The 25450-nt window shown below is 60.0% G+C and carries 23 protein-coding genes; 7 read left to right on the top strand and 16 right to left on the bottom strand.

All coding sequences use genetic code 11. From position 1 onward, the window contains the following. Positions 1-3: 3 nt before the first annotated feature. From tauC to AB4P94_RS05110, 6 genes are all read right to left on the bottom strand, one after another. Positions 4-840: a taurine ABC transporter permease TauC gene (tauC, locus tag AB4P94_RS05135; RefSeq protein WP_395609666.1), complete on the bottom strand. Its 837-nt coding sequence runs from the start codon at positions 838-840 to the stop codon at positions 4-6. Next, complete coding sequence (gene tauB, locus AB4P94_RS05130; protein ID WP_124526214.1) at positions 837-1616, bottom strand: taurine ABC transporter ATP-binding subunit; 780 nt, start codon at positions 1614-1616, stop codon at positions 837-839. Before tauB ends, tauC begins: the two co-directional genes overlap by 4 nt. 17 nt (positions 1617-1633) lie before the next feature. Further along, positions 1634-2611 (bottom strand): taurine ABC transporter substrate-binding protein, encoded by a 978-nt coding sequence (tauA, locus tag AB4P94_RS05125; RefSeq protein WP_395609665.1) that lies wholly within the window; start codon positions 2609-2611, stop codon positions 1634-1636. Between the two features lie 243 nt (positions 2612-2854). Further along, the gene (gene gshA, locus AB4P94_RS05120; protein WP_395609664.1) at positions 2855-4438 is read right to left on the bottom strand and encodes a glutamate--cysteine ligase; all 1584 of its coding nucleotides are present in this window, start codon (positions 4436-4438) and stop codon (positions 2855-2857) included. 214 nt (positions 4439-4652) lie between these two features. After that, positions 4653-5036, bottom strand: coding sequence for a PaaI family thioesterase (locus tag AB4P94_RS05115; protein ID WP_395609663.1), 384 nt, complete (start codon positions 5034-5036; stop codon positions 4653-4655). Continuing rightward, positions 5036-7360, bottom strand: coding sequence for a Tex family protein (locus AB4P94_RS05110; RefSeq protein ID WP_395609662.1), 2325 nt, complete (start codon positions 7358-7360; stop codon positions 5036-5038). Before AB4P94_RS05110 ends, AB4P94_RS05115 begins: the two co-directional genes overlap by 1 nt. Before the next feature lie 355 nt (positions 7361-7715). Here AB4P94_RS05110 and ompR point away from each other — a divergent pair, with 355 nt between their 5' ends. Both ompR and AB4P94_RS05100 read left to right on the top strand, forming a co-directional pair. After that, positions 7716-8456 (top strand): two-component system response regulator OmpR, encoded by a 741-nt coding sequence (gene ompR / locus AB4P94_RS05105; protein WP_003187669.1) that lies wholly within the window; start codon positions 7716-7718, stop codon positions 8454-8456. Between the two features lie 117 nt (positions 8457-8573). Then, complete coding sequence (locus AB4P94_RS05100) at positions 8574-9887, top strand: ATP-binding protein (RefSeq protein ID WP_078740177.1); 1314 nt, start codon at positions 8574-8576, stop codon at positions 9885-9887. 142 nt (positions 9888-10029) lie between these two features. On the opposite strand, the gene rimK is transcribed toward AB4P94_RS05100, so the two are convergent. Further along, positions 10030-10935: a 30S ribosomal protein S6--L-glutamate ligase gene (rimK, locus tag AB4P94_RS05095; protein WP_003171022.1), complete on the bottom strand. Its 906-nt coding sequence runs from the start codon at positions 10933-10935 to the stop codon at positions 10030-10032. Beyond that, positions 10932-11348 carry an ATP-dependent zinc protease gene (locus AB4P94_RS05090; RefSeq protein WP_231124439.1) on the bottom strand — a complete coding sequence of 139 codons (417 nt, stop codon included), beginning with the start codon at positions 11346-11348 and terminating at the stop codon, positions 10932-10934. Before AB4P94_RS05090 ends, rimK begins: the two co-directional genes overlap by 4 nt. Before the next feature lie 364 nt (positions 11349-11712). On the opposite strand from AB4P94_RS05090, the gene AB4P94_RS05085 reads away from it, so the two are divergent. Continuing rightward, positions 11713-12120, top strand: coding sequence for an RNA-binding S4 domain-containing protein (locus AB4P94_RS05085; RefSeq protein WP_395609661.1), 408 nt, complete (start codon positions 11713-11715; stop codon positions 12118-12120). Between the two features lie 137 nt (positions 12121-12257). Here the strand turns inward: AB4P94_RS05085 and AB4P94_RS05080 are convergent, their stop codons facing one another. Continuing rightward, on the bottom strand, positions 12258-13061 hold the full coding sequence (locus tag AB4P94_RS05080; RefSeq protein ID WP_395609660.1) for a phosphatase PAP2 family protein: 804 nt from the start codon (positions 13059-13061) through the stop codon (positions 12258-12260). Between the two features lie 104 nt (positions 13062-13165). Between AB4P94_RS05080 and hslO the strand changes: the two genes are divergently transcribed. Both hslO and AB4P94_RS05070 read left to right on the top strand, forming a co-directional pair. Beyond that, positions 13166-14068 carry an Hsp33 family molecular chaperone HslO gene (gene hslO / locus AB4P94_RS05075; protein WP_395609659.1) on the top strand — a complete coding sequence of 301 codons (903 nt, stop codon included), beginning with the start codon at positions 13166-13168 and terminating at the stop codon, positions 14066-14068. A gap of 179 nt (positions 14069-14247) precedes the next feature. Continuing rightward, the gene (locus AB4P94_RS05070) at positions 14248-15789 is read left to right on the top strand and encodes a phosphoenolpyruvate carboxykinase (protein ID WP_395609658.1); all 1542 of its coding nucleotides are present in this window, start codon (positions 14248-14250) and stop codon (positions 15787-15789) included. A 56-nt stretch (positions 15790-15845) separates the two neighbouring features. Here the strand turns inward: AB4P94_RS05070 and AB4P94_RS05065 are convergent, their stop codons facing one another. The 4 genes from AB4P94_RS05065 to AB4P94_RS05050 form a co-directional block, all read right to left on the bottom strand. Further along, entirely contained in the window at positions 15846-16709 is an 864-nt protein-coding gene (locus tag AB4P94_RS05065; protein ID WP_395609657.1) for an EamA family transporter, read from the bottom strand. Positions 16710-16867: 158 nt separating this feature from the next. Beyond that, a complete protein-coding gene (locus AB4P94_RS05060; protein WP_395609656.1) occupies positions 16868-17224 on the bottom strand; it encodes a DUF1493 family protein in 357 nt (118 codons plus the stop codon). A 589-nt stretch (positions 17225-17813) separates the two neighbouring features. Beyond that, positions 17814-18413 carry a putative adenosine monophosphate-protein transferase Fic gene (locus AB4P94_RS05055; RefSeq protein WP_395609655.1) on the bottom strand — a complete coding sequence of 200 codons (600 nt, stop codon included), beginning with the start codon at positions 18411-18413 and terminating at the stop codon, positions 17814-17816. Then, entirely contained in the window at positions 18413-18583 is a 171-nt protein-coding gene (locus AB4P94_RS05050; protein WP_016972197.1) for a YhfG family protein, read from the bottom strand. Before AB4P94_RS05050 ends, AB4P94_RS05055 begins: the two co-directional genes overlap by 1 nt. Before the next feature lie 303 nt (positions 18584-18886). Between AB4P94_RS05050 and AB4P94_RS05045 the strand changes: the two genes are divergently transcribed. Both AB4P94_RS05045 and AB4P94_RS05040 read left to right on the top strand, forming a co-directional pair. Further along, on the top strand, positions 18887-20824 hold the full coding sequence (locus AB4P94_RS05045; protein ID WP_395609654.1) for an ATP-dependent DNA helicase RecQ: 1938 nt from the start codon (positions 18887-18889) through the stop codon (positions 20822-20824). Between the two features lie 24 nt (positions 20825-20848). Then, the gene (locus tag AB4P94_RS05040; protein WP_395609653.1) at positions 20849-21280 is read left to right on the top strand and encodes an acyl-CoA thioesterase; all 432 of its coding nucleotides are present in this window, start codon (positions 20849-20851) and stop codon (positions 21278-21280) included. Between the two features lie 142 nt (positions 21281-21422). Here AB4P94_RS05040 and AB4P94_RS05035 read toward each other — a convergent pair whose 3' ends face one another. The 3 genes from AB4P94_RS05035 to fdhD all read right to left on the bottom strand — a co-directional run bounded on the left by AB4P94_RS05035 (position 21423) and on the right by fdhD (position 25412). Further along, positions 21423-21902, bottom strand: coding sequence for a glycine zipper domain-containing protein (locus tag AB4P94_RS05035; RefSeq protein ID WP_016972200.1), 480 nt, complete (start codon positions 21900-21902; stop codon positions 21423-21425). Between the two features lie 325 nt (positions 21903-22227). Beyond that, positions 22228-24576: an FdhF/YdeP family oxidoreductase gene (locus tag AB4P94_RS05030; protein WP_395609652.1), complete on the bottom strand. Its 2349-nt coding sequence runs from the start codon at positions 24574-24576 to the stop codon at positions 22228-22230. Then, positions 24573-25412: a formate dehydrogenase accessory sulfurtransferase FdhD gene (gene fdhD, locus AB4P94_RS05025; RefSeq protein ID WP_395609651.1), complete on the bottom strand. Its 840-nt coding sequence runs from the start codon at positions 25410-25412 to the stop codon at positions 24573-24575. The genes AB4P94_RS05030 and fdhD overlap by 4 nt, the downstream gene beginning before the upstream one ends. Positions 25413-25450: the final 38 nt, after the last annotated feature.

Below are 25450 nucleotides of genomic sequence, written 5' to 3'. Positions count from 1 at the left end.
CACTCAGTGTGCCTGGCCATGCCAGGGCACCAATTTACGCTGCAGGGCACGCAGGCCCATTTCCATGGCGAAGGCGATCAGGGCGATCACCAGAATCCCCAGCACCACTACATCGGTGACCAGAAATTGTGCTGCCGACTGCACCATGAAACCCAGGCCGCTGGTGGCCGCGATCAACTCGGCGGCCACCAGGGTGGACCAGCCCACGCCCAGGCCGATGCGCACACCGGTGAGGATGTCGGGCAGGGCGCTTGGCAGGATCACATGACGAATCAGTTGCGCGCGGGTGGCGCCCAGCGACTGCGCCGCGCGCAATTTGGCCGGGTCGACGGTGCGCACACCGGTCGCGGTAGCGATGGCAATCGGCGCAAAAATCGCCAGGTAAATCAGCAGCACCTTGGACAGCTCGCCAATGCCGCACCAGATCACGATCAACGGCAGATAGGCCAGCGGAGGGATCGGCCGGTAGAACTCGATCAGCGGGTCGAGAATGCCGCGCGCGATGCGGTTGGAACCGATGGCAATCCCCACGGGCACGGCGGTCAACACGGCAAAACCCAGGCCCAGGCCGATACGGCTGAGGCTTGCGCCCAAGTGCTGCCAAAGGGTGGAATCCATATAGCCGGTGGTCGCCAGCAGCCAGCCTTTTTGCAGCACGGCGGACGGTGGTGGCAGGAACAGCGGCTCGATCAAACCGGTGGCCGTGACGGCCCACCAAATGGCCAGCAAGGCGAGCAAGGTGAGTACGCTGATCCAGCGTGTACTCACACTGCGGCGCACAGGGATTACGGCGTGCGCTACCGGTTTGGCGGCGGTGGCCGGAAGTTCGTAGCTGCTCATGCGGACACCTGCCGTTGGGAGAACACTTTGCCCAGCACGTGTTCGCGGGTTTCGATAAAACGCGGGTCGGACTTGATCGCCCGTGCCGATTCCCCGGCAGCGTAGCGCTGGCCGAAATCCAGGCTCAGGCGTTCGACGATCTGGCCGGGGTTGGGGGCCAGCAGAATCAAATCGGTGGCCAGAAATACCGCTTCTTCGATGTCGTGGGTAATCAGGAACACCGGCTTGGCCGTGCGCCGCCAGACTTGCAGCAGCAGCTCTTGCATCTGTTCGCGGGTAAAGGCATCGAGGGCGCCGAAGGGTTCGTCCATCAGCAACACGCGAGGGTCAGCCGCCAGCGCGCGGGCGAGGCCGACACGTTGCTTCTGGCCACCGGAGAGTTGCCAGATGCGGCGGCTGTCGAAACCGGCCAGGTCCACCAATGCGAGCATTTCCCGGGCGCGCACTTCCCGTTGCGCCTTGGGCACACCCGCCAACTCCAGGCCGAATCCGACGTTGGCCAGCACGTCCTGCCAAGGCAGCAGCGCGTCGTCCTGGAACACCACGCCGCGTTCGGCGCTGGGGCCTTTGACCGGCACGCCATCAAGAGTGATGCGCCCGGAAGAGGGTTCGACAAAGCCGGCAATCAGGTTCAACAGCGAAGTCTTGCCACTGCCGGACGGGCCGAGGGCCACCAGCAATTGCTGGGGCCCCAGGTCGATTGAAATGTCAGACAGTACCGGTTCTGTGGCGCCTGGGTACTGTGCGCTGATGCGCTCCAGCTGTAGCAAGGCCATCGCAATGAACTCCTGAATCAGTTAGTGATGAACTTGGCGCTGACAAACGGGGCGTAGTCCGGCAGTACGGCGTCAACCTTGCCCTGCTCCTTGAGGAACGCGGCGGTATCGGTGACAGCCTTGGTGGTCGGTGCGCCCAGCAGGGTCACTTGGTCAGCGGCCAGTGGGTAAACGTTGCCTTGCAGCAGCAACGGGATGTCACTGGCTTTGGCGCCGGAGAGTTTCACCAGCTTGTCGACATTGGTTTTGTCGGCGATCCAGGCTTGTGGGTCTTTGCGGTAGGCGGCGTAGGCATCCAGGGTCACTTTGGCGAAAGCCGTGACAATTTCCGGGTGCTTCTCGGCAAAATCCTTACGCACGATCCACGCATCGAAGGTCGGTGCGCCTACTTTCGCCAGTTCGCCGGAAGTGATCAGCACCTTGCCGTTTTCCTTGGCGACGCCCAGGGCCGGGTCCCACACGTAGGTCCCGTCGATATCACCGCGCTTCCAGGCGGCGATGATCGCCGGTGGTGCGAGGTTGAGGATGGTCACTTTCGAGGGGTCGATGTTCCAGTGTTTCAGTGCGGCCAGCAGGCTGTAGTGGCCGGTGGAAACGAAGGGCACGGCGATTTTTTTGCCGATCAGGTCCTGCGGGTTGTTGATCCCCGAACCATTGCGCACGACCAAGGCTTCTGCGCCGCCGATCTGGGTGGCGACAAGGAAAGTTTCTACCGGCACTTTGCGGGTAATCGCGGCGGTCAGCGGGCTTGAGCCGAGGTAGCCGATCTGCACGTCGCCCGAGGCGATGGCGGCGATGATGTCGGCACCATTGTCGAATTTGCGCCAGTTGATCTTGGCGTTGATGGCTTTTTCATACGCGCCGTCGGCCTGGGCGACTTTGGCCGGGTCCACGGTGGTCTGGTAAGCGATGGTCACATCCGCCGCCTGGGCAAACAGGCTGGCACCGGCCAGGGACAATGCAGCCAAGAGGCGCAGAGGGGTAAGCAGTTTCAAGGGGAAGCTCCTCAATCAGGCGGCCGAGGGTCGGCGTGTGAGGAGACTAAATGATCTAAGAACTCGAAAATAAATAACATTTTCGAATTAGCTTATGAGGAGAAGTGAACGTGGATCCTGAGGCGCATAGGTCAAATGTGGGAGCGGGCTTGCTCGCGAAAGCGGTGTATCAGTCAGCACATTAGTAACTGACAGACCGCATTCGCGAGCAAGCCCGCTCCCACAGGGTTTTGTGCAACGTTCTTAATTGCTGATGGCCAGAATACTGGCTTGGTACGACCCGACAAACACATCAAAATCGCCCACTTCGTTCTGCTCCAGCTCCGCCTGCTGCGCCAGCGAATTGCGCGCCAGCTCTTCGAAGCGGGCCTGCTCTTCGGCTGCCAGCGGTTCCTTGCGGAAGTACTCGGCATGCACTTGGCTCTGGTGCAACGAGAACTGCGCAAAGCTTTCCTTGCGCTCGGCCATCGCCGCCAACACCTGGGCCGACGGGGTCAGGGATGAATCCTTGACCTTCGCCAGCTGGGCATCCAGCGCCAGGCTGTGCTCGGTGATCCCTTGGCTTTCGTCAAGCAAGGCGGCCAGCGGTGCGATCTGTTCCAGCAACTCGGTGGCCCATTCCTTCATGTCCACCGCCTGGCCCTGACGCTGCAATTGCAGGCCCGGACGGCGACCTTCCTTGACCACGCTGAGGAAGTTGGAGGTGGCATTGCCGCACTCGTTGGCGGCGAACAGCGGGCTGTCGTTCAATGCGCAGAACAACAGGAAGGCGTCGAGGAAACGCGATTCCGGCAGGTCGATGCCCATCGGCAGGAATGGGTTGATGTCCAGGCAACGCACTTCGATGTACTGAATGCCACGGGCCATCAGCGCCTGGATCGGCCGCTCGCCGGTATAGGTCACACGCTTGGGGCGGATGTTGGAGTAGTACTCGTTTTCGATCTGCAGGATGTTGGTGTTGAGCTGAACCCACTCACCGTCCTTGTGGGTGCCGACTTCGACGTAGGGGGCGTAGGGTGTTGCCACCGCTTCGCGCAGGCTGTCGGTGTAGCTGTTCAAGTCGTTGTAGCACGGTGTAAGGCCGGCCTGGGCGTTGCTCTGGTAACCCAGGTCGCTCATGCGCAGGCTGGTGGCGTACGGCAGGTACAGGGTGTCGGCATCCAGCACTTCAAGCTGGTGCGAACGACCGCGCAGGAAGCCGGCGTCCAGGGCTGGTGAGGCACCAAACAGGTACATCAGCAGCCAGCTGTAGCGGCGGAAGTTGCGGATCAGTGCGATATAGGCAGTGGACTGATAGTCGCGGTCAGTGCCGACAAACCCTTCAGCTTCTTTAAGCAGCGGCCACAACGCTTCGGGCAACGAGAAGTTGTAGTGAATGCCGGCGATGCACTGCATGGTCTTGCCGTACCGCAGGGCCAGGCCCTTGCGATACACGTACTTGAGCTGCCCGATATTGGACGTGCCGTAGTAGGCAATCGGAATGTCTTCCTCGGCCGGCAACGGGCACGGCATCGAGGGGCTCCACAGGTATTCGCTGCCGAGCTTGGTGTAGGCAAACCGATGGATCTTGTCCAGGCTGCTCAGGGTATCGGCCGGGTTCGGCAGGGCCGGAGTGATGAACTCCAGCAGCGATTCCGAGTAGTCGGTGGTGATCAATTCGTTGGTCAACGCAGCGCCCAGGGCTTCAGGGTGCGGCGTTTGCGCCAGGCGACCTTCACCGGTAACGCGCAGGCATTCACGCTCGATGCCGTGCAAGCACTGCTCTAGCAGGGAGAGGTGTTCGCGCTTGCCGAGCAGGGCCAGGCGGCGGTTGAGAAGTTCGCTCAAGTTGGATTCCTTCACGCGTCAGTCGCCCCAATATGGGGGTGGGCAGGACGGTCTACAAGGGTGAAGTTAAAACTGGCGTGATCGCCTGGTTTTGAGTCGATTTGACTCGCTCTGAAAAAGCCGACTTCACTCCTTGAATATGGCTATGGCGCGGCAAGAAAATTCCGACGCTGGTATCGCAGCGCCGAAATTAACTCAAATCGAGGGCGGGGAGCTATAGGACAGCGAAGGTGCCTTGTGCTTTTGCGACCAGTTTTTCGTCCTGGTACACATCGGCTTCCACCACCAGCGTGCGCCTACCGGCGTGAATCACCCGGCTGGTGCACAGCACGTCGCCGTTTTCCACGGCGCGGATGTAGTTGATTTTGCACTCGATGGTCGCGCTCTGCTGGTCGAAACCATGGGAGCTGGAACAGGCCAGCCCCATCGTGATGTCCACCAGGCTGAAAATCGCCCCGCCATGGAGCTTGCCCGCGCGGTTGCGCAGCTGCGGCTCTAGCGTCAGGGCCACCTCCGCAACGCCCTCTTCAAGGCGTTGCAGGCGGCAGCCGATCAGCTCGCTGAACGCGCTCTGGGTTAACCCGGCCGGGATTTCCATCAGCGTTTCTTCAACTGTTTGGCGTTGGCGAACAGCGAGGCCATGGCGTTGTTGCTCGGCGCGGCGGTTGCGGTCTCTTTGCGCGGCGCGTTGTTCTGCGATGGGCGCGGTGCCGAGCCTGGACGTGCGCCACGGGCGCCGTCGATTTTCTCGCCAGGGGTATCGCTCATGCGCATCGACAGGCCCACGCGTTTGCGTGGGATGTCGACTTCCATGACCTTGACCTTGACCACGTCACCGGCTTTCACCGCTTCGCGCGGGTCTTTGATGAATTTCTCCGAAAGCGCAGAGATATGCACCAAACCGTCCTGATGCACGCCGATATCCACAAAGGCGCCGAAGTTGGTCACGTTGGTGACTACGCCTTCGAGGATCATGCCCGGTTGCAGGTCCTTGAGCTCTTCGACGCCTTCCTGGAACTCGGCAGTCTTGAACTCGGGACGCGGGTCGCGACCCGGTTTTTCCAGCTCTTGCAGGATGTCGGTGATGGTCGGTACGCCGAAGGTCTCGTCGGTGTACTTCTTCGGGTCCAGGCGCTTGAGGAACGCGGCGTCGCCGATCAGCGAGCGGATGTCGCGGTCGGTCTCGGCTGCAATTCGCTGCACCAGCGGGTAGGCTTCCGGGTGAACGGCGGACGCGTCCAGCGGGTTATCGCCGTTCATTACACGCAGGAAACCGGCGGCCTGTTCGAAGGTTTTTTCGCCCAGGCGTGCGACTTTTTTCAGTGCTGCGCGGGTTTTGAATGCGCCGTTCTCGTCACGGTGGGCGACGATGTTTTGCGCTAGGGTGCTGTTGAGGCCGGAGATGCGGGCCAGCAGCGCCACCGAAGCGGTGTTTACGTCCACGCCTACGGCGTTTACGCAGTCTTCCACCACTGCATCCAGACCGCGCGCCAGCTTCAGCTGCGACACGTCGTGCTGGTACTGGCCGACGCCAATGGATTTAGGGTCGATCTTCACCAGTTCGGCCAGCGGATCCTGCAAGCGACGGGCGATGGACACCGCGCCACGGATCGATACGTCGAGGTCCGGGAATTCCTTGGACGCCAGTTCCGACGCCGAGTACACCGAAGCGCCCGCCTCGGAGACCATGACCTTGGTCATTTTCATGGCTGGGTATTTTTTGATCAGTTCGGCGGCCAGCTTGTCGGTTTCGCGGCTGGCAGTGCCGTTGCCGATGGCGATCAGGTCTACGGCGTGCTTGGCGCACAGGGCAGCCAGGATGGCGAGGGTCTGGTCCCACTTGTTGTGCGGCACGTGCGGGTACACGGTGGCGTGGTCCAGCAGCTTGCCGGTGGCGTCAACCACGGCAACCTTGCAGCCGGTGCGCAGGCCCGGGTCGAGGCCCAGGGTGGCGCGCGGGCCCGCCGGGGCCGAAAGCAGCAGGTCGTGCAGGTTGTGGGCGAACACGTTGATCGCCTCGGTTTCGGCGCCGTCGCGCAGCTCGCCGAGCAGGTCGGTTTCAAGGTGGGTGTAGAGCTTGACCTTCCAGGTCCAGCGCACCACTTCACCGAGCCACTTGTCCGCAGGACGGTTCTGATTCTGGATGCCGAATTGTTGGCCGATCATGCCTTCACACGGGTGCATGGTGCCCGGCAGCTCGTCGCCGACCTTCAGCGCGGAGCTGAGAATACCTTCGTTGCGGCCACGGAAAATCGCGAGTGCACGGTGGGACGGCATGCTTTTGAGGGGTTCGTCGTGTTCGAAATAGTCGCGGAACTTGGCGCCTTCTTCCTCTTTGCCGGCGATGACGCGGGCGCTGAGGGTGGCTTCCTGCTTGAGGTAAGTACGCAGTTTTTCCAGGAGGCTGGCGTTTTCGGCGAAGCGCTCCATGAGGATGTACTTGGCGCCTTCGAGGGCAGCCTTGACGTCGGCGACGCCTTTTTCAGCATCGATGAAGCGTGCGGCTTCGGTGTCCGGGGTCAGCGACGGGTCGTTGAACAGGCCGTCGGCCAGTTCGCCAAGGCCGGCTTCCAGGGCGATCTGGCCCTTGGTGCGGCGCTTCTGCTTGTACGGCAGGTACAAGTCTTCAAGGCGGGTCTTGGTGTCGGCGAGCTTGATGTCGCGCTCCAGTTGCGGCGTCAACTTGCCCTGTTCCTCGATGCTGGCGAGGATGCTGATGCGCCGTTCGTCGAGTTCTCGCAGGTAGCGCAGGCGCTCTTCCAGGTGACGCAGTTGGATGTCGTCGAGGCTGCCGGTCACTTCTTTACGGTAACGGGCGATGAAGGGCACCGTGGAGCCTTCATCCAGTAGAGCGACGGCCGCTTCGACCTGTTGCGGGCGTACACCGAGTTCCTCGGCGATGCGGCTGTTGATGCTGTCCATAAAACCACCTGAAATTCTGAAAGCAGCTCGCAGGCCCGGAAAACAAGGCCTTGCAAGGCTGGTTGAGCGGCCCGACTGGCGCCGCTGCCTGGGTCAAGAGGCAGCCTATTGACCCTCGAAATCGAAAAAGTCACAGGGAACGGGTGAAAAAAAGCCGTGCGGTGAACGGGAAATATCTGATGTCGCCCAGCACAAAGGCGCCGCATTATAACCAGCGTTCTGCCGTTGGGGGCACCTTGCCGATGGTTGTAGGGCGCGGGTTCAGTGGCGCTGGAGGAAAAATCTGCTAACAATGCACACGGTGCGTATAACGGCAGCTACGCCATAATGCGCGCCGAGATAAGAGGAGCATCTAATGAGCAGCACTGCACAAACTGCTGAAGGCGAAAAAATTCTCATCGTTGACGACGACCCGGGGCTGAGCAGCCTGCTGGAGCGTTTCTTCAACTCCAAGGGCTACCGCGCCCGCGCGGTGCCGAACACCGAGCAGATGGACCGCCTGCTGGGACGCGAAGTGTTCAACCTGGTCGTGCTCGACCTGATGCTGCCCGGCGAAGACGGCCTGACCGCCTGCAAACGCCTGCGTGGCGCGAACAACCAGATTCCAATCATCATGCTCACCGCCAAGGGCGATGAGCTGAGCCGCATCAAGGGCCTCGAACTGGGCGCTGATGACTACCTCGCCAAGCCATTCAACCCTGACGAGTTGATGGCGCGGGTCAAGGCCGTGTTGCGCCGCCAGGCGCCAGCGGTTCCTGGCGCACCGGGCAGCGAAGACGAAAGTGTCACGTTTGGCGACTACGAACTGTCGCTGGCGACCCGCGAGCTCAAGCGTGGCGAAGAAGTCCACATGCTGACCACTGGCGAGTTCGCGGTGCTCAAGGCCCTGGTGATGAACGCTCGCCAGCCGCTGACGCGCGACAAGCTGATGAACCTGGCCCGTGGCCGTGAGTGGGATGCACTGGAGCGCTCCATCGACGTGCAGATTTCCCGTCTGCGCCGGATGATCGAGCCCGACCCGTCCAAGCCGCGGTACATCCAGACGGTGTGGGGCGTTGGTTATGTGTTTGTGCCGGACGGCACCGCTACCAAGTGACCGATGATTTGCAGGGGCGGGCATCCTGGCGTTTGACTCCGTGAGGGTCGATGGGATGCCCGGTCTCCGCAATTCTGCGAGCGCCGCTCGTTTCTGCAAGGTGTCCAGCTGTCTCCTATGAAAACCCCGCTGTGGTTCCCGCAAAGTTTCTTCTCCCGCACCCTTTGGCTGGTGCTGATCGTCGTTCTGTTCTCAAAGGCGCTGACGCTGGTTTATCTGTTGATGAACGAGGACGTGCTGGTAGACCGGCAATACAGCCACGGTGTAGCCCTCACGCTGCGCGCTTATTGGGCGGCGGACCCCGAGAACCGCGAGAAGATCGCCAAAGCCGCTACTCTGGTTCGCGTGGCGGGCGCGGGCGTACCCGAAGGCGAGCAACATTGGCCCTACAGTGAGATTTACCAGCGCCAGATGCAGGCCGAACTGGGTGAAGACACCGAGGTGCGGCTGCGTATGCATGTTTCGCCCGCACTGTGGGTGCGCGCGCCGAGCCTGGGCCAGGACTGGCTGAAAGTGCCGCTGTACCCGCATCCGTTGCGGGGGCAGAAGATCTGGAACGTATTGGGCTGGTTCCTGGCCATCGGCTTGCTTTCCACGGCATCCGCGTGGATTTTTGTCCGTCAGCTCAACCAACCGCTTAAACGACTGGTGTTCGCTGCACGTCAATTGGGGCAGGGGCGCAGTGTGCGCCTGCCAGTCAGCGATACGCCGAGCGAGATGACTGAGGTGTACGGTGCGTTCAATCAGATGGCGGAGGATGTTGAACAGGCCGGGCGCGAGCGCGAGCTGATGCTGGCGGGAGTGTCCCATGATTTGCGCACGCCTCTGACACGTTTGCGGCTGTCTCTGGAACTGATGGGGAACCATAGCGACCTGACGGATGACATGGTTCGCGATATCGAGGACATGGATGCGATTCTCGACCAGTTCCTGGCGTTTATCCGCGACGGCCGCGACGAAGTTGTGGAGGAGGTCGATCTTACTGACCTGGTGCGCGAAGTGGTGGCGCCTTACAACCAGAATGGTGAACAGGTGCGTATGCGTCTGGAGCCTATACAGCCGTTTGCCTTGCGTCGGGTGTCGATGAAACGCCTGCTGAACAACCTGATCGGCAATGCCTTGCATCACGCAGGTTCGGATGTGGAAGTAGCGGCTTATGTGTCCGGTGACAGCGCTGCGCCTTATGTGGTGCTGAGCGTGATGGACCGTGGGGCAGGGATCGACCCGGAAGAATTGGAAGGGATCTTCAACCCTTTCACCCGTGGCGACCGCGCCCGGGGTGGCAAGGGCACTGGCCTGGGGCTGGCGATTGTGCGTCGAATTGCCTCGATGCATGGCGGCAACGTTGAGTTGCGCAACCGGGAAGAGGGCGGTCTGGAAGCGCGGGTGCGGTTGCCGCTTGGCTTGATGCTGCCCAGAGACGCGGTTTAATCTTCTACAGGGATCTAAATGTGGGAGCGGGCTTGCTCGCGAATGCAGAGTGTCAGTCACCAGAAATTTCGACTGATCTACCGTATTCGCGAGCAAGCCCGCTCCCACATTGGTTCTATATTGTGCCAAAGGCTGATGTGTGTCAGCCCTTGCCCTTGGTCCGCGTCATATTCGGCCCACCATTCTTCTCCAGATGCTGAATGATGATCCCCGCCACGTCTTTCCCCGTGGTGGTTTCAATCCCCTCCAGACCCGGTGACGAATTCACCTCCATCACCAACGGCCCGTGGTTGGAGCGCAAGATATCCACACCCGCTACGGCCAGCCCCATTACTTTGGCGGCGCGCAACGCGGTCATGCGTTCTTCCGGGGTGATCTTGATCAGGCTGGCGCTGCCGCCACGGTGCAGGTTGGAGCGAAATTCCCCCGGCTTGGCCTGGCGTTTCATCGCCGCAATCACTTTGTCGCCCACCACGAAGCAGCGGATATCCGCACCTCCCGCTTCCTTGATGTATTCCTGCACCATGATGTTTTGCTTGAGGCCCATGAATGCCTCAATCACCGACTCGGCTGCGGTCGCGGTTTCACACAGCACCACACCGATGCCCTGAGTGCCTTCGAGTACCTTGATCACCAGCGGCGCGCCGTTGACCATTTCGATCAGGTCGGGAATGTCATCCGGGGAGTGGGCGAAGCCGGTGACCGGCAGGCCGATGCCTCGGCGCGACAGCAGTTGCAACGAGCGCAGCTTGTCGCGTGAGCGTGCAATGGCCACGGATTCATTCAGGGGGAACACGCCCATCATTTCAAACTGGCGCAACACGGCGCAGCCGTAAAATGTCACGGAAGCGCCGATACGCGGGATCACCGCATCAAAGCCTTCCAGCGGTTTGCCCCGGTAGTGGATCTGCGGCTTGTGGCTGGCAATGTTCATATAGGCACGCAACGTGTCGATCACTACCATTTCATGGCCACGTTCGGTGCCGGCCTCAACCAGGCGGCGGGTGGAATACAGACGCGGGTTTCGCGACAGCACAGCAATCTTCATGCAGCACCTGGGGCAGAAATAGTAGAGACCGGGAACACCGGCTTGTCTTGAACGTACTTGACGCCCGGATTGACGACCAACTGGCCGTCAATCAACGCCTTGGAGCCCAGCAACAGGCGGTAACGCATGGCCTTGCGGCAGGCGAGGGTGAACTCTACCCGCCATACCCGATCACCCAAGGCCAGGGTAGTGCTGATCACGTAGCGCACCTGCGCATGGCCGTTGGAGCTCTTGATGGTTTTCATCGTCACCAGCGGCGCTTCGCAGCGCCGGTGACGCAGTTGCACCACGCTGCCCAGGTGCGCGGTGAAGCGCACCCACTTCTCACCGTCGCGCTCAAACGGCTCGATATCGGTGGCGTGCAGGCTGGAGGTGCTGGCCCCGGTGTCGATCTTCGCGCGCAGGCCCGCCACTCCCAAGTCGGGAAGTGCCACCCACTCACGCAGACCCACAACGGTCAAATGGTCAAATGTCTTCAATATGGATAACCGGCAATTCAGAAATGTTTCGTAGTCGTCGAGGACAGTAACGTCCAACTGCGCATGGATTGTGACAATCCCCAAACCTTCATCGAGGGTTCAGCGCCGATTTCGCGGTATTCACGCAGAATATTCGGCAAATGGCGACAGATATCTCTCAGGTCTCGGTAATCAGTCGGTGCAATGGAAAGTCACGCAAAACCAGAGGTGTCTGGCGTATCTTAGGTGAGCCTTGAGGTTTATGCGTCGAAGGGTTTCAACGGTAAAGTTGCGACATTTTTCAGAGCGAGGAATTCAAGTGGCTCAAAAGCAGGAAGAGGAAGAAAAGGTCCGTTTGGACAAGTGGTTGTGGGCGGCGCGTTTCTATAAAACCCGTGCCCTGGCCAAAGCCGCCATCGAGAGCGGCAAGGTGCACCATCGCGGCGAACGCTGCAAGCCTGGCAAGGAGCCGCGCGTCGGCGACGAGTTTCAAATTCGTGCAGGGTTTGATGAAAAGACGGTCGTGGTACAGGCACTTTCCATCGTGCGCCGCGGTGCGCCTGAAGCACAGACGTTATACGCCGAGACCGAAGCCAGCATTGCCAAACGCGAAAATGCGGCGGCGATGCGCAAGGCCGGTGCTACGGGCCTGACCACTGATGGCAAACCGAGCAAGAAGCAGCGCCGTGATCTGTTCAAGTTTCGCGGCAGTGGCAATGACGATTAATGACGCCAATCTTCCACCAAAAGGAGATCAAAATGTGGGAGCGGGCTTGCTCGCGAAAGCGGAGTGTCAGCCAACGAGTTCATTCACTGACCCACCGTATTCGCGAGCAAGCCCGCTCCCACATTAAGACCGAGGTGTTACGCCGTTGTGCGCATCACGCTTAATCGCCCCAGAACCGGCAACCTGCCAAGCCACTCGAACAGCGGCGCCGTCACTCGAATCAACCCACCCGACACCTTCGCCGCAAACGGCGTGTAATACCCCCACCCCAACGCCAGCAACGCCAGCAATACCCCGCCGATGTAGTCGTCCTGTCCCCAATGCGCACCGGCCACCAACCTCGGCATCATGAACAGCAGCGCCAGCCCCCAGATCACCAGCACCTGGCCGATGCGTTTGGCAAACACCGTCATGAACATCCCCCAGATCAACAACACCGAGGCATGATCCCCGGGAAAGCTCTGGCTCGAACGGTCCTTCAACTCCCACGTCTTTTCCAGCCCGGGGAAATACTCACTCATATGAATCGCCCCGCTGATCACCATCGACGGGCTGCTGTGCTGCCAGTCCATCTGCGCCGCGAGTTTGGAAAACAACAGGCGGATAAACAGCAGCAACAACAGAATGCCGAAGAATCCAAAAAACGCCTGGCGCACCTGCACGGCCTTGAACACCCAATCGCCGCGAATCAGCAGCATGAGCAGAATCACGCCCACCACGGCATCAAACGGCCGCAAACTGGCGACGGCCCACACATGCAGCCATGTGGAATGGCTCGCCAGCGGATCATTAAGCAGGTGAAACAGCCACTCGTCGAAAAGCACACACAGCATCTGGCCCGTGGGCCACAGCCAAAAACACAGCAGTCCGATTGCGAGTAGATTGCAAATGGCCCATCGCCCGAGGTTCCACTTGGCTTGGAACAAACTCGGATTGTTCATAAACTGTCCCCCACGACTTTAGAAAACCGCACCAAAATGGTGCTAAAGCGTTTAATTCTATAAACCTTGTCACCAATTTGTCATCAATTCAGATACCCAGACCTATGACTGATCTACCGGATACCGACTTCACCCAACGCTTCATCTTCGACGAGAACGACGCCCGCGGCGAACTGGTCTCGCTGGAGCGCAGCTATGCCGAAGTCCTCGCCAAGCACCCCTATCCGGAGCCGGTTGCGCAACTGCTCGGTGAGCTGATGGCGGCGGCAGCGCTGCTGGTGGGTACCATGAAGTTCGACGGTTTGCTGATTCTGCAGGCCCGTTCCGAGGGCCCGGTGCCGATGCTGATGATCGAGTGCTCCAGTGAGCGTGAAATCCGTGGCCTGGCCCGTTACGAGGCCGACCGGATCGCGCCGGACGCGACCCTGTCCGACCTGATGGCCAACGGCGTGCTGGCAATCACCGTCGACCCGACTGAAGGCCAGCGCTACCAGGGCATTGTCGACCTCGACGGCGAAACCCTGTCGGACTGCTTCACCAACTATTTCGTGATGTCCCAGCAAGTCGGCACCAAGTTCTGGCTCAACGCCGACGGCAAGCGCGCCCGGGGCCTGCTGCTGCAACAACTGCCGGCGGACCGCATCAAGGACGATGACGAGCGCACTGACAGCTGGCGCAAGCTGACTGCCCTGGCTGGCACCCTGACCGCTGAAGAGCTGTTGGGTCTGGACAACGAAACCATCCTGCACCGCCTCTACCACGAAGAAGCCGTGCGTCTGTTCGACGAACAGGGTCTGCGCTTCCGTTGCAGTTGCTCGCGTGAGCGTTCGGCCAATGCCTTGGTCAGCCTGGGCCTGGAAGATGCGCAGAATTTGGTAGTGGAGCACGGCGGCAATATCGAGATCGACTGCCAGTTCTGCAACCAGCGTTACCTGTTCGATGCGGCTGATGTAGCCCAATTGTTCGCCGGCGCAGGCATCGACACCCCTTCCGACACCCGCCACTAAAACGTTTAAGCACAGGTAAATCACCTGACGAATGCCGGATTAGCGCAGTTCTGACGGGAGGGCCCTACTCTTTTTGGGCTTTTCTGGCATAATCCGGCCCACTTTTTTCGCGGTAGTAGTGCGCAACTTTCTACTACAAAACGTTTGGAGCACTCGGCCATAGGCCGACGGGGAACCTCATGACGCAAGCCAACAACGCCGTATACACCGATCTGAGTGTTGATGATCTGGTTAAAGAAGCCCTGCAGCGTGGTGAAGGCGTGCTCGCCGATACTGGCGCGCTGGTCGTCGAAACCGGTCACCGTACCGGCCGTTCGCCGGTCGACCGTTTCATCGTTGAAGAGCCTTCCACCCAGGGCGCAATCGCCTGGGGCCCGATCAACCGCAAGTTCCCGGCCGACAAGTTCGACGCGCTGTGGGCTCGTGTAGAGGCATTCAACAACGCGCAAGAGCACTTCGTTTCCCATGTTCACGTAGGGGCTGCCGAAGACCACTACCTGGCCGTGAAAATGACCACCCAGACCGCCTGGCAGAACCTGTTCGGTCGTTGCCTGTTCATCAACCCGGCCCAGTACAACCCGGCCGGTCGTGAAGAATGGCAAGTGCTCAACGTGGCCAACTTCGAATGCGTGCCAGAGCGTGACGGCACCAACTCCGACGGTTGCGTGATCCTCAACTTCGCACAGAAAAAAGTGCTGATCGCCGGCATGCGTTACGCCGGTGAAATGAAAAAAGCCATGTTCTCGGTGCAGAACTTCCTGCTGCCGGCTTCCGACGTGCTGCCGATGCACTGCGCTGCCAACATTGGCGAAGCAGGCGACGTGACCCTGTTCTTCGGTCTGTCGGGCACCGGTAAAACCACCCTGTCCGCTGACGAAAGCCGTTACCTGATCGGTGACGACGAACACGGCTGGGGCGAAGGCGTGGTGTTCAACATCGAAGGCGGTTGCTATGCCAAGTGCATCGACCTCTCCGAGAAGAACGAGCCGGTTATCTGGAAAGCCATCAAGCACGGTACCGTGCTCGAAAACGTGGTGATCGACGATGCCAAGCACGCCGACTACACCAACGTCAGCCTGACCCAGAACAGCCGCGCCGCCTACCCGCTGGAGCACGTTGCCAAGCGTTCCGAGCAGAACCTGGGCGGCGAGCCAAACGCGGTAATCTTCCTGACCTGCGACCTGACCGGCGTACTGCCGCCCGTCTCGATCCTCAGCGAAGAACAAGCGGCCTACCACTTCCTGTCCGGCTACACCGCACTGGTGGGCTCGACCGAAATGGGTTCCGGCGGCGGCATCAAGTCGACGTTCTCCACCTGCTTCGGCGCGCCGTTCTTCCCGCGCCCGGCCGGTGAATACGCCGAGCTGCTGATCAAGCGCGTGCGCGGTTTTGGCTCCAAGGTCTACCTGGTCAACACCGGCTGGACCGGCGGTGGCTACGGCGTCGGCAAACGCTTCAACATCCCGACCACGCGCGGTGTGATCGCAGCGATCCAGAGCGGCGCGTTGATCGGTGCCGAAACCGAGCACCTGGACACCATCAACCTCGACGTGCCACTGGCCGTGCCGGGCGTTGAGACTGGCCTGTTGAACCCACGTAACACCTGGGCTGACAAGGCTGCTTACGATGAGGCGGCGAAGGCGTTGGCTGGTCTGTTCATCGAGAACTTCAAGAAGTTTGAAGTGAGCGATGCGATCAAGGCTGCCGGTCCTAAGTTGTAAGAATCGGTTGTTGTGAAAAAGCCGCCCTCAGGGGCGGCTTTTTTGTGCGTGAAAGGTCAGTTGGCGAGGTGCAAAACCATTGCGCCGACCAGCACCAACACCACGCCCAGCACTTGTACGGCGGATAGCCGCTCCTTGAAAAATATGAACCCTAAAATCGCGGCGATCCCGCCTGACAACGTGCTGATCACCGTCACCACGGAAACCGACCCCGCCATCGCGCCCCACGAAAATGCCGAGAAGCCGCCCAGGTTCATCACGCTCGCCCCGGTCAACGTCGCGCAGTTTTTCAGTGGCGGTATTTTCAGGCCATCCTTGATCTTCAGCACCATCACCACCAAAACGCACAGGCCTACCAGATAACCCAGCCACAGCATGGTGATCGGCCCTAACGCCGGCAATGTGTAGCGGCCTTGCAGCCAAAAGCTGGTGCCGTACAGCAATGCGGCGAGCATGGCGTAGGCGATGGACTGCCGCGGGTTGTTGTGGGGCGTGCCGTTGTCCTTATGAATGCTGGAGAGGGCCACGCCGATGACGCACACGGCGATGCAACCGAGTTGGACCCGACTGATGTCTTCACCACCGGCCCACGACAGCAAGGTGGTGACCACGCCGTAGGACGTCACCAGCGGGGCGACGATGGCGGCTTTGCCCAGCGCGAAGGCCTTGGACAGCGCGAGGGCGCCGGAGACGGTGAGCAGGGCGGCGGCGATGCCCAGGAGCCAGACGCTCAGCGGAGCATCGAGGGATTTGAACAGGAAGGCCGGGAAAATGACCAGCAGCAGGGTCATGATCAAAAAGCCGAGGGCTTGGCCAAAGTACACCGCGCGTTTAACGCCGACGGCGCGGGCGTTGAGGCCCACCAGAAAGTCCGTGCCGCCCCAGAGCAGGGCGGCGAGCAGGCCCATTGTTACGTCCATGTAAGGTCCTTTTTGTGTAGTCGAATCGCCAGATTAACGTAGATCCCATGTGGGAGCCGGGCTTGCCCGCGATGCAGGCGCCTCGGTGGGTCAGGCCAACCGTGGTGATGCTATCGCAGGCAAGCCAGCTCCCACATTTGGATCTCAGCGTTTTTGCGTCAGCTGAGGTTTTCCAGTGTCTGCGTGTCCCAGCTGTGGGTTTTGATCGCCAGATACAACATGCCAATCGTCAGCGGAACCTTATCGCCACGGCCCTTGGCTCGACGCTTCAGAAAGACATCGAATACCGGCGGCTTGAAGTAGCGATACGCATCGTAATCGCCCAAGTCGACTGCAAATTCCTGTTCCAGCGCATCCATGAACTGCTTGGCCTCGGCGCCGTCGCAGGCGAGGTCGAAGTTGAGCGAGGTTTCCAGGCGAATGGTCTTGTGTTTCGGCAGGCCGATTTCTTCGTGCAGCAATTGCAGTAGCTGCTGCATCACGGGGTCTTCGGGAAAGTTGGGGGCCAGGTTCATGGTCGGGGCACGCAGGAGTGGGTGAGGGTTGCGATGTCGGCGGTATTTGTTGCGGGTGATCAAGAGTGCCAAGCCTATCAAGAATATGAAGACAGGCAATAAAGGCATTCTGAGGGTGACTGCCGCATTGGGCAGCAGGCAAGTCATCGTAAGCGCCGTGGCGAGACAGGTAATTGCGATGCGCAGTCTGAACAGGGGGGCTTTGACTTGAGAATGCAGCATCAAATACATCATGAGAAAAAGGGCGGCTTGAAGATACAGGGCCATATGACTAAGTTTCGTCCGTGTAGACAGGCATTAAGAAAGTGCTAGTTTCAGTCAGGCGAAGGGGAGTTATGTAGAGGGGCGAGCGAGTATTTAAAGCAGTTTGGGAAGGGTATTACGCCGTAGTTGATAGTTTCCTACGGATACTTCCCGAAATTTAAGGTCGGCGGGGATTTGTTGGAGAAAACCGGGCAAATGTGGGAGCGAGCTTGCCCGCGATTGCAGTGAGTCATCTACGGCAGTACAGGCTGAAAGGACGCCATCGCAGGCAAGCCAGCTCCTACAGTTTTAATTGTGCGGCCACAGTCATTCGGTAGCTGTTCGATCAAGCGGTCACTGGCTTGCTGACACACCGCTCGAAAATTGCCTCCAGCCCCCGGTAATCGCATGCCGCCGCGTCAATGTTCGCCGGAACCCATGCGGCATCTTTCACCAGCCACCAGTCCACCGAAAACCCCGCATTAACTATGATCTGCTCAAACAAAATCCGTTGTGCACGGCCGTTACCTTCACGGAAGGGGTGGATGACGTTGAGGTCGCCATAAGCTTCGGCAATCTGCACTACCAACTCATCCTGGGTCGCACCGACATACCAGTGGGCCTGTTCCATATGCCGAATAATTTTTACCGCTTCCGGCGGAATGCGTTCCGGGGTGCAGAACAGCGTTTCGCCTTTCTGGATGTTAACGCTGCGCAACTCTCCGGCCCACTCGTAGATGTCGCCGAACAGGGTGCGGTGAATGTGTTGCAGTCGTGTGAGGTCGTAGGGCGGCGGATAGAGTGGGAGGCTGCCTACAGCGATTTCGGATAGTTCGCGCTCGGCTTGATGTAGAAGTATTTCGTCGCGCAAATCGAGGCGGTTGCGCAGGACGCTGCTATCTGGATAGCAGTATGGGTCCTGACCCACGCCGTATTTATCGAGCATCAGTGTTGGGTTTTGCGGTACTTGGCAAGGACGGCTTCGCGAGTCGGCAACGGTTTGTCGACGTCAGCCGGTTGGGTGTCGAACCCTTCCAGGCGCAGGCTGGCCAAGTAATTGGAGCGGCGGATCTTGCGGTAATGATCCTTCTTTTGCTCAAACGTCGGTTCGCTCATTGCAGCGTACTCCTGGGTCGCAAGGCTTGATTGTAGCGCAATGCTTCGGCTTGCAGGCGGGATAAAAATCGAACGCAGAGCCGATAGTTTAGCAGTGACGCAGAACTAAAAATGTGGGAGCTAGCTCCCACAATTGGATTGCATTCCTCTCACGAAATCGTCTGAACAATCCTGCATCGGCCCTCGGCCATGCCCCAGCCTGTGTATCATCCTGTCTCTTTTTTCCTTGCGACCTTTCTCGATTCGCTGAGTTTTTGCGGCTATGTTTTTGAGCCAACTCGGCGGTCAATGGAGTGACAGCTTATGCACGACACCCTCCAGCAGGTCTTTGGTTATTCACAGTTTCGTTTGGGCCAGGAAGAAGCGGTCAGCGCCGTGCTGGCCGGTCGCTCGGCGGCGGCCATCTTTCCGACCGGTTCGGGCAAGTCCCTGTGTTATCAGCTATCGGCGGTGTTGCTGCCGCACCTGACGCTGGTGGTTTCGCCATTGTTGGCGTTGATGCAGGACCAACTCGGCTTTTTGAAACGCCATGGTATTTCAGCGGGCAGTATCGATTCGGCACAGAGCCGCGAGGACGCCAACGATGTCATGGCGCGTGCACGTTCAGGCGAGCTGAAAATCCTGATGATTTCCGTGGAGCGTTTAAAAAACGAACGCTTCCGTAACTTCCTGCAAAGCGTGCAGATCTCGCTGTTGGTGGTGGACGAGGCGCACTGTATTTCCGAGTGGGGCCACAACTTCCGTCCGGACTATTTGAAGCTGCCGGACTACCAGCGCCAGTTCAATATCCCACAAGCCTTGCTGCTGACGGCTACAGCCACGCCGAAGGTAATTGCCGACATGCAGGCCAAGTTTGCCATTGCGCCGACCGATGTGATCACCACAGGCTTCTACCGGGCTAATCTCAACTTGCTGGTTGAGCCGGTAGTCGGTGTGGACAAGCGCCGGCGTCTGGTCGAGTGGATGCGCGAGCGTGCCAATCAGCCGAGCATCGTCTACGTCACTTTGCAGAAAACCGCCGAGCAGATTGCCGAGCACCTGAACCGAAACGGCATCCAGGCCGAGGCGTATCACGCCGGTTTGCCCCACGATAAACGCGAAGGCATCCAGCAGCGCTTCATGGGCGGGCGCTCCACTTGCATCGTTGCGACCATCGCATTTGGCATGGGCATCGACAAAAGTGATATCCGCAATGTGGTGCACTTTGATCTGCCCAAATCCATCGAGAACTACAGCCAGGAAATCGGCCGCGCCGGGCGAGACGGGCAGCCGTCCGACTGCCTGGTGTTGGCCAACCGCGACAGCCTCAATGTGCTGGAAAACTTTGTGTACGGCGACACACCTGAACAGGAAGGCATTCGCCGTGTGCTGGAGGAGTTGCAGGCGGCGCGTGCCGAGGGGCAGTGGGAGTTTTTACTGCGGTCACTGTCGGACCACAGCAACATCCGCGAGCTACCGCTGAAAACGCTGCTGGTGCAGCTGGAGCTCAAGGGCGTGATTGCGCCGCGTTATGCGTTCTATGCCGAGTATCGTTTTAAATACCTGGTTGAACCTGACGCGCTGCTGGCGCGGTTTTCCGGCGAGCGGCAACAGTTCGTCGCGGCGATTATCCAGGTGTGCACGCGCGCAAGAACCTGGGCGACGGTGGATTTCGACGCGTTGTACCAGCAGCACAATGCCGAGCGCAGCCGGGTGGTGAAGGCGCTGGATTATTTCCAGGAGCAGGGGTTGATCGAGCTGGAAAGCAAGCAGATGACCGAGGTCTACAGCCTGCACAACACTGACTTCGACCCGCAGGTGTTGAGCGCTGAGTTATACACAGGCTTCAAGGCGCACGAAGTGGGAGAGGTGGCGCGAATTCACGCGATGCTCGATCTTTTTGCCACCGAACATTGCCTGGGGCAGCGTCTGGCGGGTTATTTCGGGGATGAAAATGCGCCTCAGCGTTGCGGGCATTGCTCGGTATGTCACGGTCACGTTGCGCATCTGCCACCACCGCCGGAATTGCCGGCGCTTGTGGATAAAAACTTCATGGGGCTGTGCGGTGATTTTATCCACAGGCATCATGAAGCTACCGGGGATTTGCCGGGTGCTGAGCGCCTGACGCGGTTCCTCGGTGGCATCAGCGTACCGTTGTTTACCAAGCTGAAAGCGCGGGGTATTCCCGGTTTTGCTGCGCTGGAAGAGTACCCGTACGCCGAGGTGCGCCAGTGGGCCGAGGCCCATTTGAATGACTTCTGAATCCACTTCTCACGAGACCTGCCCATGCCTGACTCAATGCCCCGGCGCGCCGATTACCGCCACTTCCAGCCGATCATCACGCGTTGGCACGACAATGATGTGTATGGCCATGTGAACAACGTGACTTACTACAGCTTCTTCGACACGGCGGTGAATACCTACCTGATTGAAGAGGGCGCGCTGGATATTCATGACGGTGAGGTGGTGGGATTTGTGGTGAGTTCGGCGTGTGATTATTTCGCGTCGATTGCCTTTCCGGATCGCATCGAAATCGGCTTGCGGGTGGGCAAGTTGGGCAACAGCTCGGTGCAGTATGAGCTGGCGGTGTTCAAGGAAGGCGAGGAAGACGCCTGTGCGGCGGGGCGTTTTGTGCATGTGTTTGTGGATCGGGCGTCGAACCAGCCGGTGACGATTCCGGGGCCGTTGCGCGATGCGTTGGAGCGATTGGTGGTCTGACCCCGATTTTGTGAACCCTGAAGATCAACTGTGGGAGCTGGCTTGCCTGCGATAGCGCAGTGTCAGGCTACATTTGCCAACCTGACCCACCGCTATCGCGGGCAAGCCCGGCTCCCACAGGATTTATGGTGTTCTGTAGAACTTACCGGTGGTGCCGGTGATGCTTGTTCTTGCGGTGCCCATAAGCATGCCCGCGCCCACGATGGTCATCACGGTCATAACGGCGGTTATCACGCCCACGGTAGCGACGGTCGTCATCATCGCTCTTGTTGCCCATGTAGTTGCCCAATGCTCCACCTGCGCCACCGCCGGCGGCTGCGCCGATCAGGCTGCCGGTGCTGCCGCCGACGCTTCGGCCCACTACGTTGCCGCCAGCGGCGCCCAGTGCGCCGCCGATAGCGGCTTCGCCACGGCTGCGCTTGTCGGCGCCCACTGCACTACCGCCCGCGCCGCCCAGTGCCGCGCCGATGGCCGAGCCGGTGTTGCCGCCAATTTGTTGGCCAACAACCGACCCTAGAACCCCGCCCAATGCGCCGCCCACACCGGCTTCGGTGGTGCCACCGGCCATGGCTGCGCCACTGACCAGGCCAAGGGACAACAAGAGAATCGAGGAGAACTTCATAGGGAGACCTCAAGAGGATGACGGCGCGATCCTGAGGTTGTATCGAGACGCTGACAATCGAAATCCGACCGGTGGCAGCAGTTGTATACAATTCGCTAAGTTGCTGTTTTGTATGGGGAACTTAAGTGGTTTTTGCGAGTCTTTAACTACTTCGGAACGGCCGCTTTTATGCAAAAGCGGCCTTTTTTTCTGCCTGAAAAATAGAGGGCGACTGTGCCGGCCTCTTCGCGAGCAAGCCCGCTCCCACATTTGGAACGCATTTCAAGTGTGGGAGCGGGCTTGCTCGCGAAAGCGGTAGTTCAAGCAAAGCAGAGCCCGGATCAAGTCAGGCAGAGCGGGCCATGATCAAGCCACTGTCACTTGCCGCTTCCAGGCGAATCGCCACGAACTTCGACGTCGGTGTATGGCTGCCATCACCGGTGCTTTCCAGCGGTACCAGCGGGTTCACTTCCGGGTAGTAAGCTGCGGCCTGGCCCGCCGGAATATCAAACGCCAGCAACGTAAAACCCTTCACGCGGCGCTCGCGGCCGTCTTCCCATAGCGACACGATGTCGGCTTTCTGACCTGGCTTGAAGCCCAGGCGGATGATGTCGGCTTCGTTGACGAACAGCACGTCCCGTTGGCCCTTCACGCCCCGGTAACGGTCGTCGAGGCCATAAATGGTGGTGTTGTACTGGTCGTGGGAACGCATGGATTGCATGATCAGGTCCGGCACGCGGCCGGTGGCGTGGGTGCGTTCGTGGATCAGGTCTTTGGGCAGGATGTTCGGGCGGAAGTTGGCGCGGCCCGACGGGGTGTTCCAACGGCGAGCACCGGCCGAGTTGCCCAGGTAGAAACCGCCCGGGTTTTTGATCTTCTCGTTGAAGTCCTTGAAGCCGGGGATGGTGTCGGCGATCAGGTCGCGGATACGCCCGTAGTCGGCCACCAGCCAGTTCCAGTCCACCGGTTTGCTGCCCAGGGTGGCGGCGGCAATGCCGGCCAGAATTGCGGGTTCGGATTTCATCAGTTTCGACAATGGCTGCAGTTGGCCATTGGAGCCGTGAACCATGCTGAACGAGTCTTCTACCGTCACCGCTTGCGGGCCGTCGGCCTGGATGTCGATGTCGGTGCGGCCCAGGCATGGCAGGATCAGCGCGTCTTTGCCATGCATCAGGTGGCTACGGTTGAGCTTGGTGCTGATCTGTACCGTCAGGTCGCAATTGCGCAGGGCTTCGAAGGTGCGCGGGCTGTCCGGTGTAGCTTGGGCGAAGTTGCCGCCCAGGCCGATAAACACCTTGGAGCGGCCTTCGAGCATGGCGTGAATGGCTTCGACCACGTTGTGGCCGTTGTCGCGCGGTACCTGGAACTGGAAGCGACGCTCCAGCGAATCCAGGAACGCTACCGGTGGGCGTTCATTGATGCCCATGGTGCGGTCGCCCTGCACGTTGCTGTGGCCACGCACCGGGCACAGGCCAGCGCCCGGGCGGCCGATGTTGCCGCGCAGCAGCATCAGGTTGGCGATTTCCTGGATGGTCGGCACCGAGTGACGGTGCTGGGTGATGCCCATCGCCCAGCACATAATCACGTTCTTGCCTTTGGCGTACATGCGTGCCGCTTGCTCGATCTCAACCAGCGTCAGGCCCGACTGCTCGACAATCTCGTCCCACGAGGTGTCGTCGATCTTGCCCAGGTAATCCAGCACGTTGGCCGTATGTTCGTTGAGGAAGTCGTGGTCGAACACTGCTTCCTTGCCTTCAGCCTGGGCCTGGCGCTCCCACAGCAACAGGAACTTGGCCATGCCGCGCAGGATGGCCATGTCGCCACCCAGTGCCGGGCGGAAGTAGGCAGTGTTGGTCGGTTTGTCGCCGTTGGTGAGCATTTCCAGCGGGTGTTGCGGATGCTGGAAGCGTTCCAGGCCGCGCTCTTTGAGCGGGTTGATGCACACCACCTGGGCGCCTCGTTTAACCGCTTCGCGCAGCGGTTCGAGCATGCGCGGGTGGTTGGTGCCGGGGTTTTGGCCCCACACGAAAATTGCATCGGCGTGTTCGAAATCATCAAAGGTCACGGTGCCTTTGCCGACGCCGACGCTTTGCGCCAGGGCGACGCCGCTGGCTTCGTGGCACATGTTCGAGCAGTCCGGGAAGTTGTTGGTGCCGTAGGCGCGTACGAACAGCTGATACAGATACGCGGCTTCGTTGCTGGCACGGCCCGAGGTGTAGAACTCGGCCATGTCCGGGTTTGGCAAGGCGTTGAGATGTTTGCCCACCAGGTCGAACGCCGCTTCCCAGCTGATAGGTTTGTAGCGGTCGGTTTCGGCGTCATAACGCATCGGCTCGGTCAGGCGGCCTTGATACTCCAGCCAGTAATCGCTCTGCTCCAGCAATGCGGTGACGCTGTGCTTGGCGAAGAAGGCAGCGTCCACCCGGCGTTTGGTGGCTTCCCAGTTCACCGCCTTGGCGCCGTTTTCGCAGAACTTGACCATGCCACTTTCCGGCGAGTCGCCCCAGGCGCAACCCGGGCAGTCGAAGCCGCCGTTCTGGTTGGTCTTGAGCATCATGCGCAGGTTTTTCAGCGCGTTGTCGCTGGTCAGCCAGGCCTGCGCCACGCTGATCAGTGCGCCCCAGCCGCCGGCCGGGCCTTTGTAAGGCTTGTAGCGCGGGGTCGGGGTTTGGTCGGCTTGGTGATGTTGGCTCATGGCTGGTTCTCCATCGCAGGGCTATAGACCCGCGGCGCACTTTTCTGCGGCAGGTGGATGAGATTGAGGTTGTGCCGGCGGGCCCATTGCAGGGCGAGGCCGGTGGGCGACGACAGGCTGACCAGGGTCTGGATGCCGGCGCGCAATACTTTCTGGATCAGTTCGAGGCTGCAGCGGCTGGTGACAATCGCCAGGCCGCCGTTGGTCGGAATCTTTTGGCGGATCAGGGCGCCGATCAATTTGTCCAGCGCGTTATGCCGGCCGATGTCTTCGCGGCCCAGCAATAATTCACCCTGACCGTTCATGAACACCGCCGCATGCACCGCGCCGCTGTATTGGCCCAGGGGTTGGAATGCGCTGATACGTTGGCGCAGGCCATCGAGCCATTCGGCGGGCGGCAACGGCGCGCCGGGCAACACTTGCAGGTCCGGCAAGGCTTGTTCGACGGCTTCGACTCCGCACAAACCGCAGCCGCTGGTACCGGCCAGTTGGCGGCGCTGCTGCTTGAGGTTCCAGAAGGCGCGGCTGGAAATCTGCACCTGCGCGTATTGGGCCGAGCCCGAACCGCTGAGTTTCAGGTCATAGATGTCGCTAACGTCGGCGATAATGCCGCTGCCGATACTGAAACCCACAATGAAATCTTCAAGGTCCGTCGGCGTCACCAGCATCACCGCTTGGCTGATGTCGTTGTAGGCAATCGCCAACGCCACTTCTTCCGCCAAGGCTGTAGTGGCGACTTCGGTGTGTTCGAGGTTGCAATACTGGTAGGTCTGGCTGGCGGCTGGCGCGGGCACTTCAGGGGCGGGCGCCGCGCAGGCAGGGCGCTTGGCGTTCATGGGGCAGTACCACCGACGGATTGATCAGTGTTTAGACT

Source organism: Pseudomonas sp. B22129, assembly GCF_044218875.1.
GTDB lineage: Bacteria > Pseudomonadota > Gammaproteobacteria > Pseudomonadales > Pseudomonadaceae > Aquipseudomonas.
This window is presented reverse-complemented; position numbering and strand designations above follow the sequence as displayed.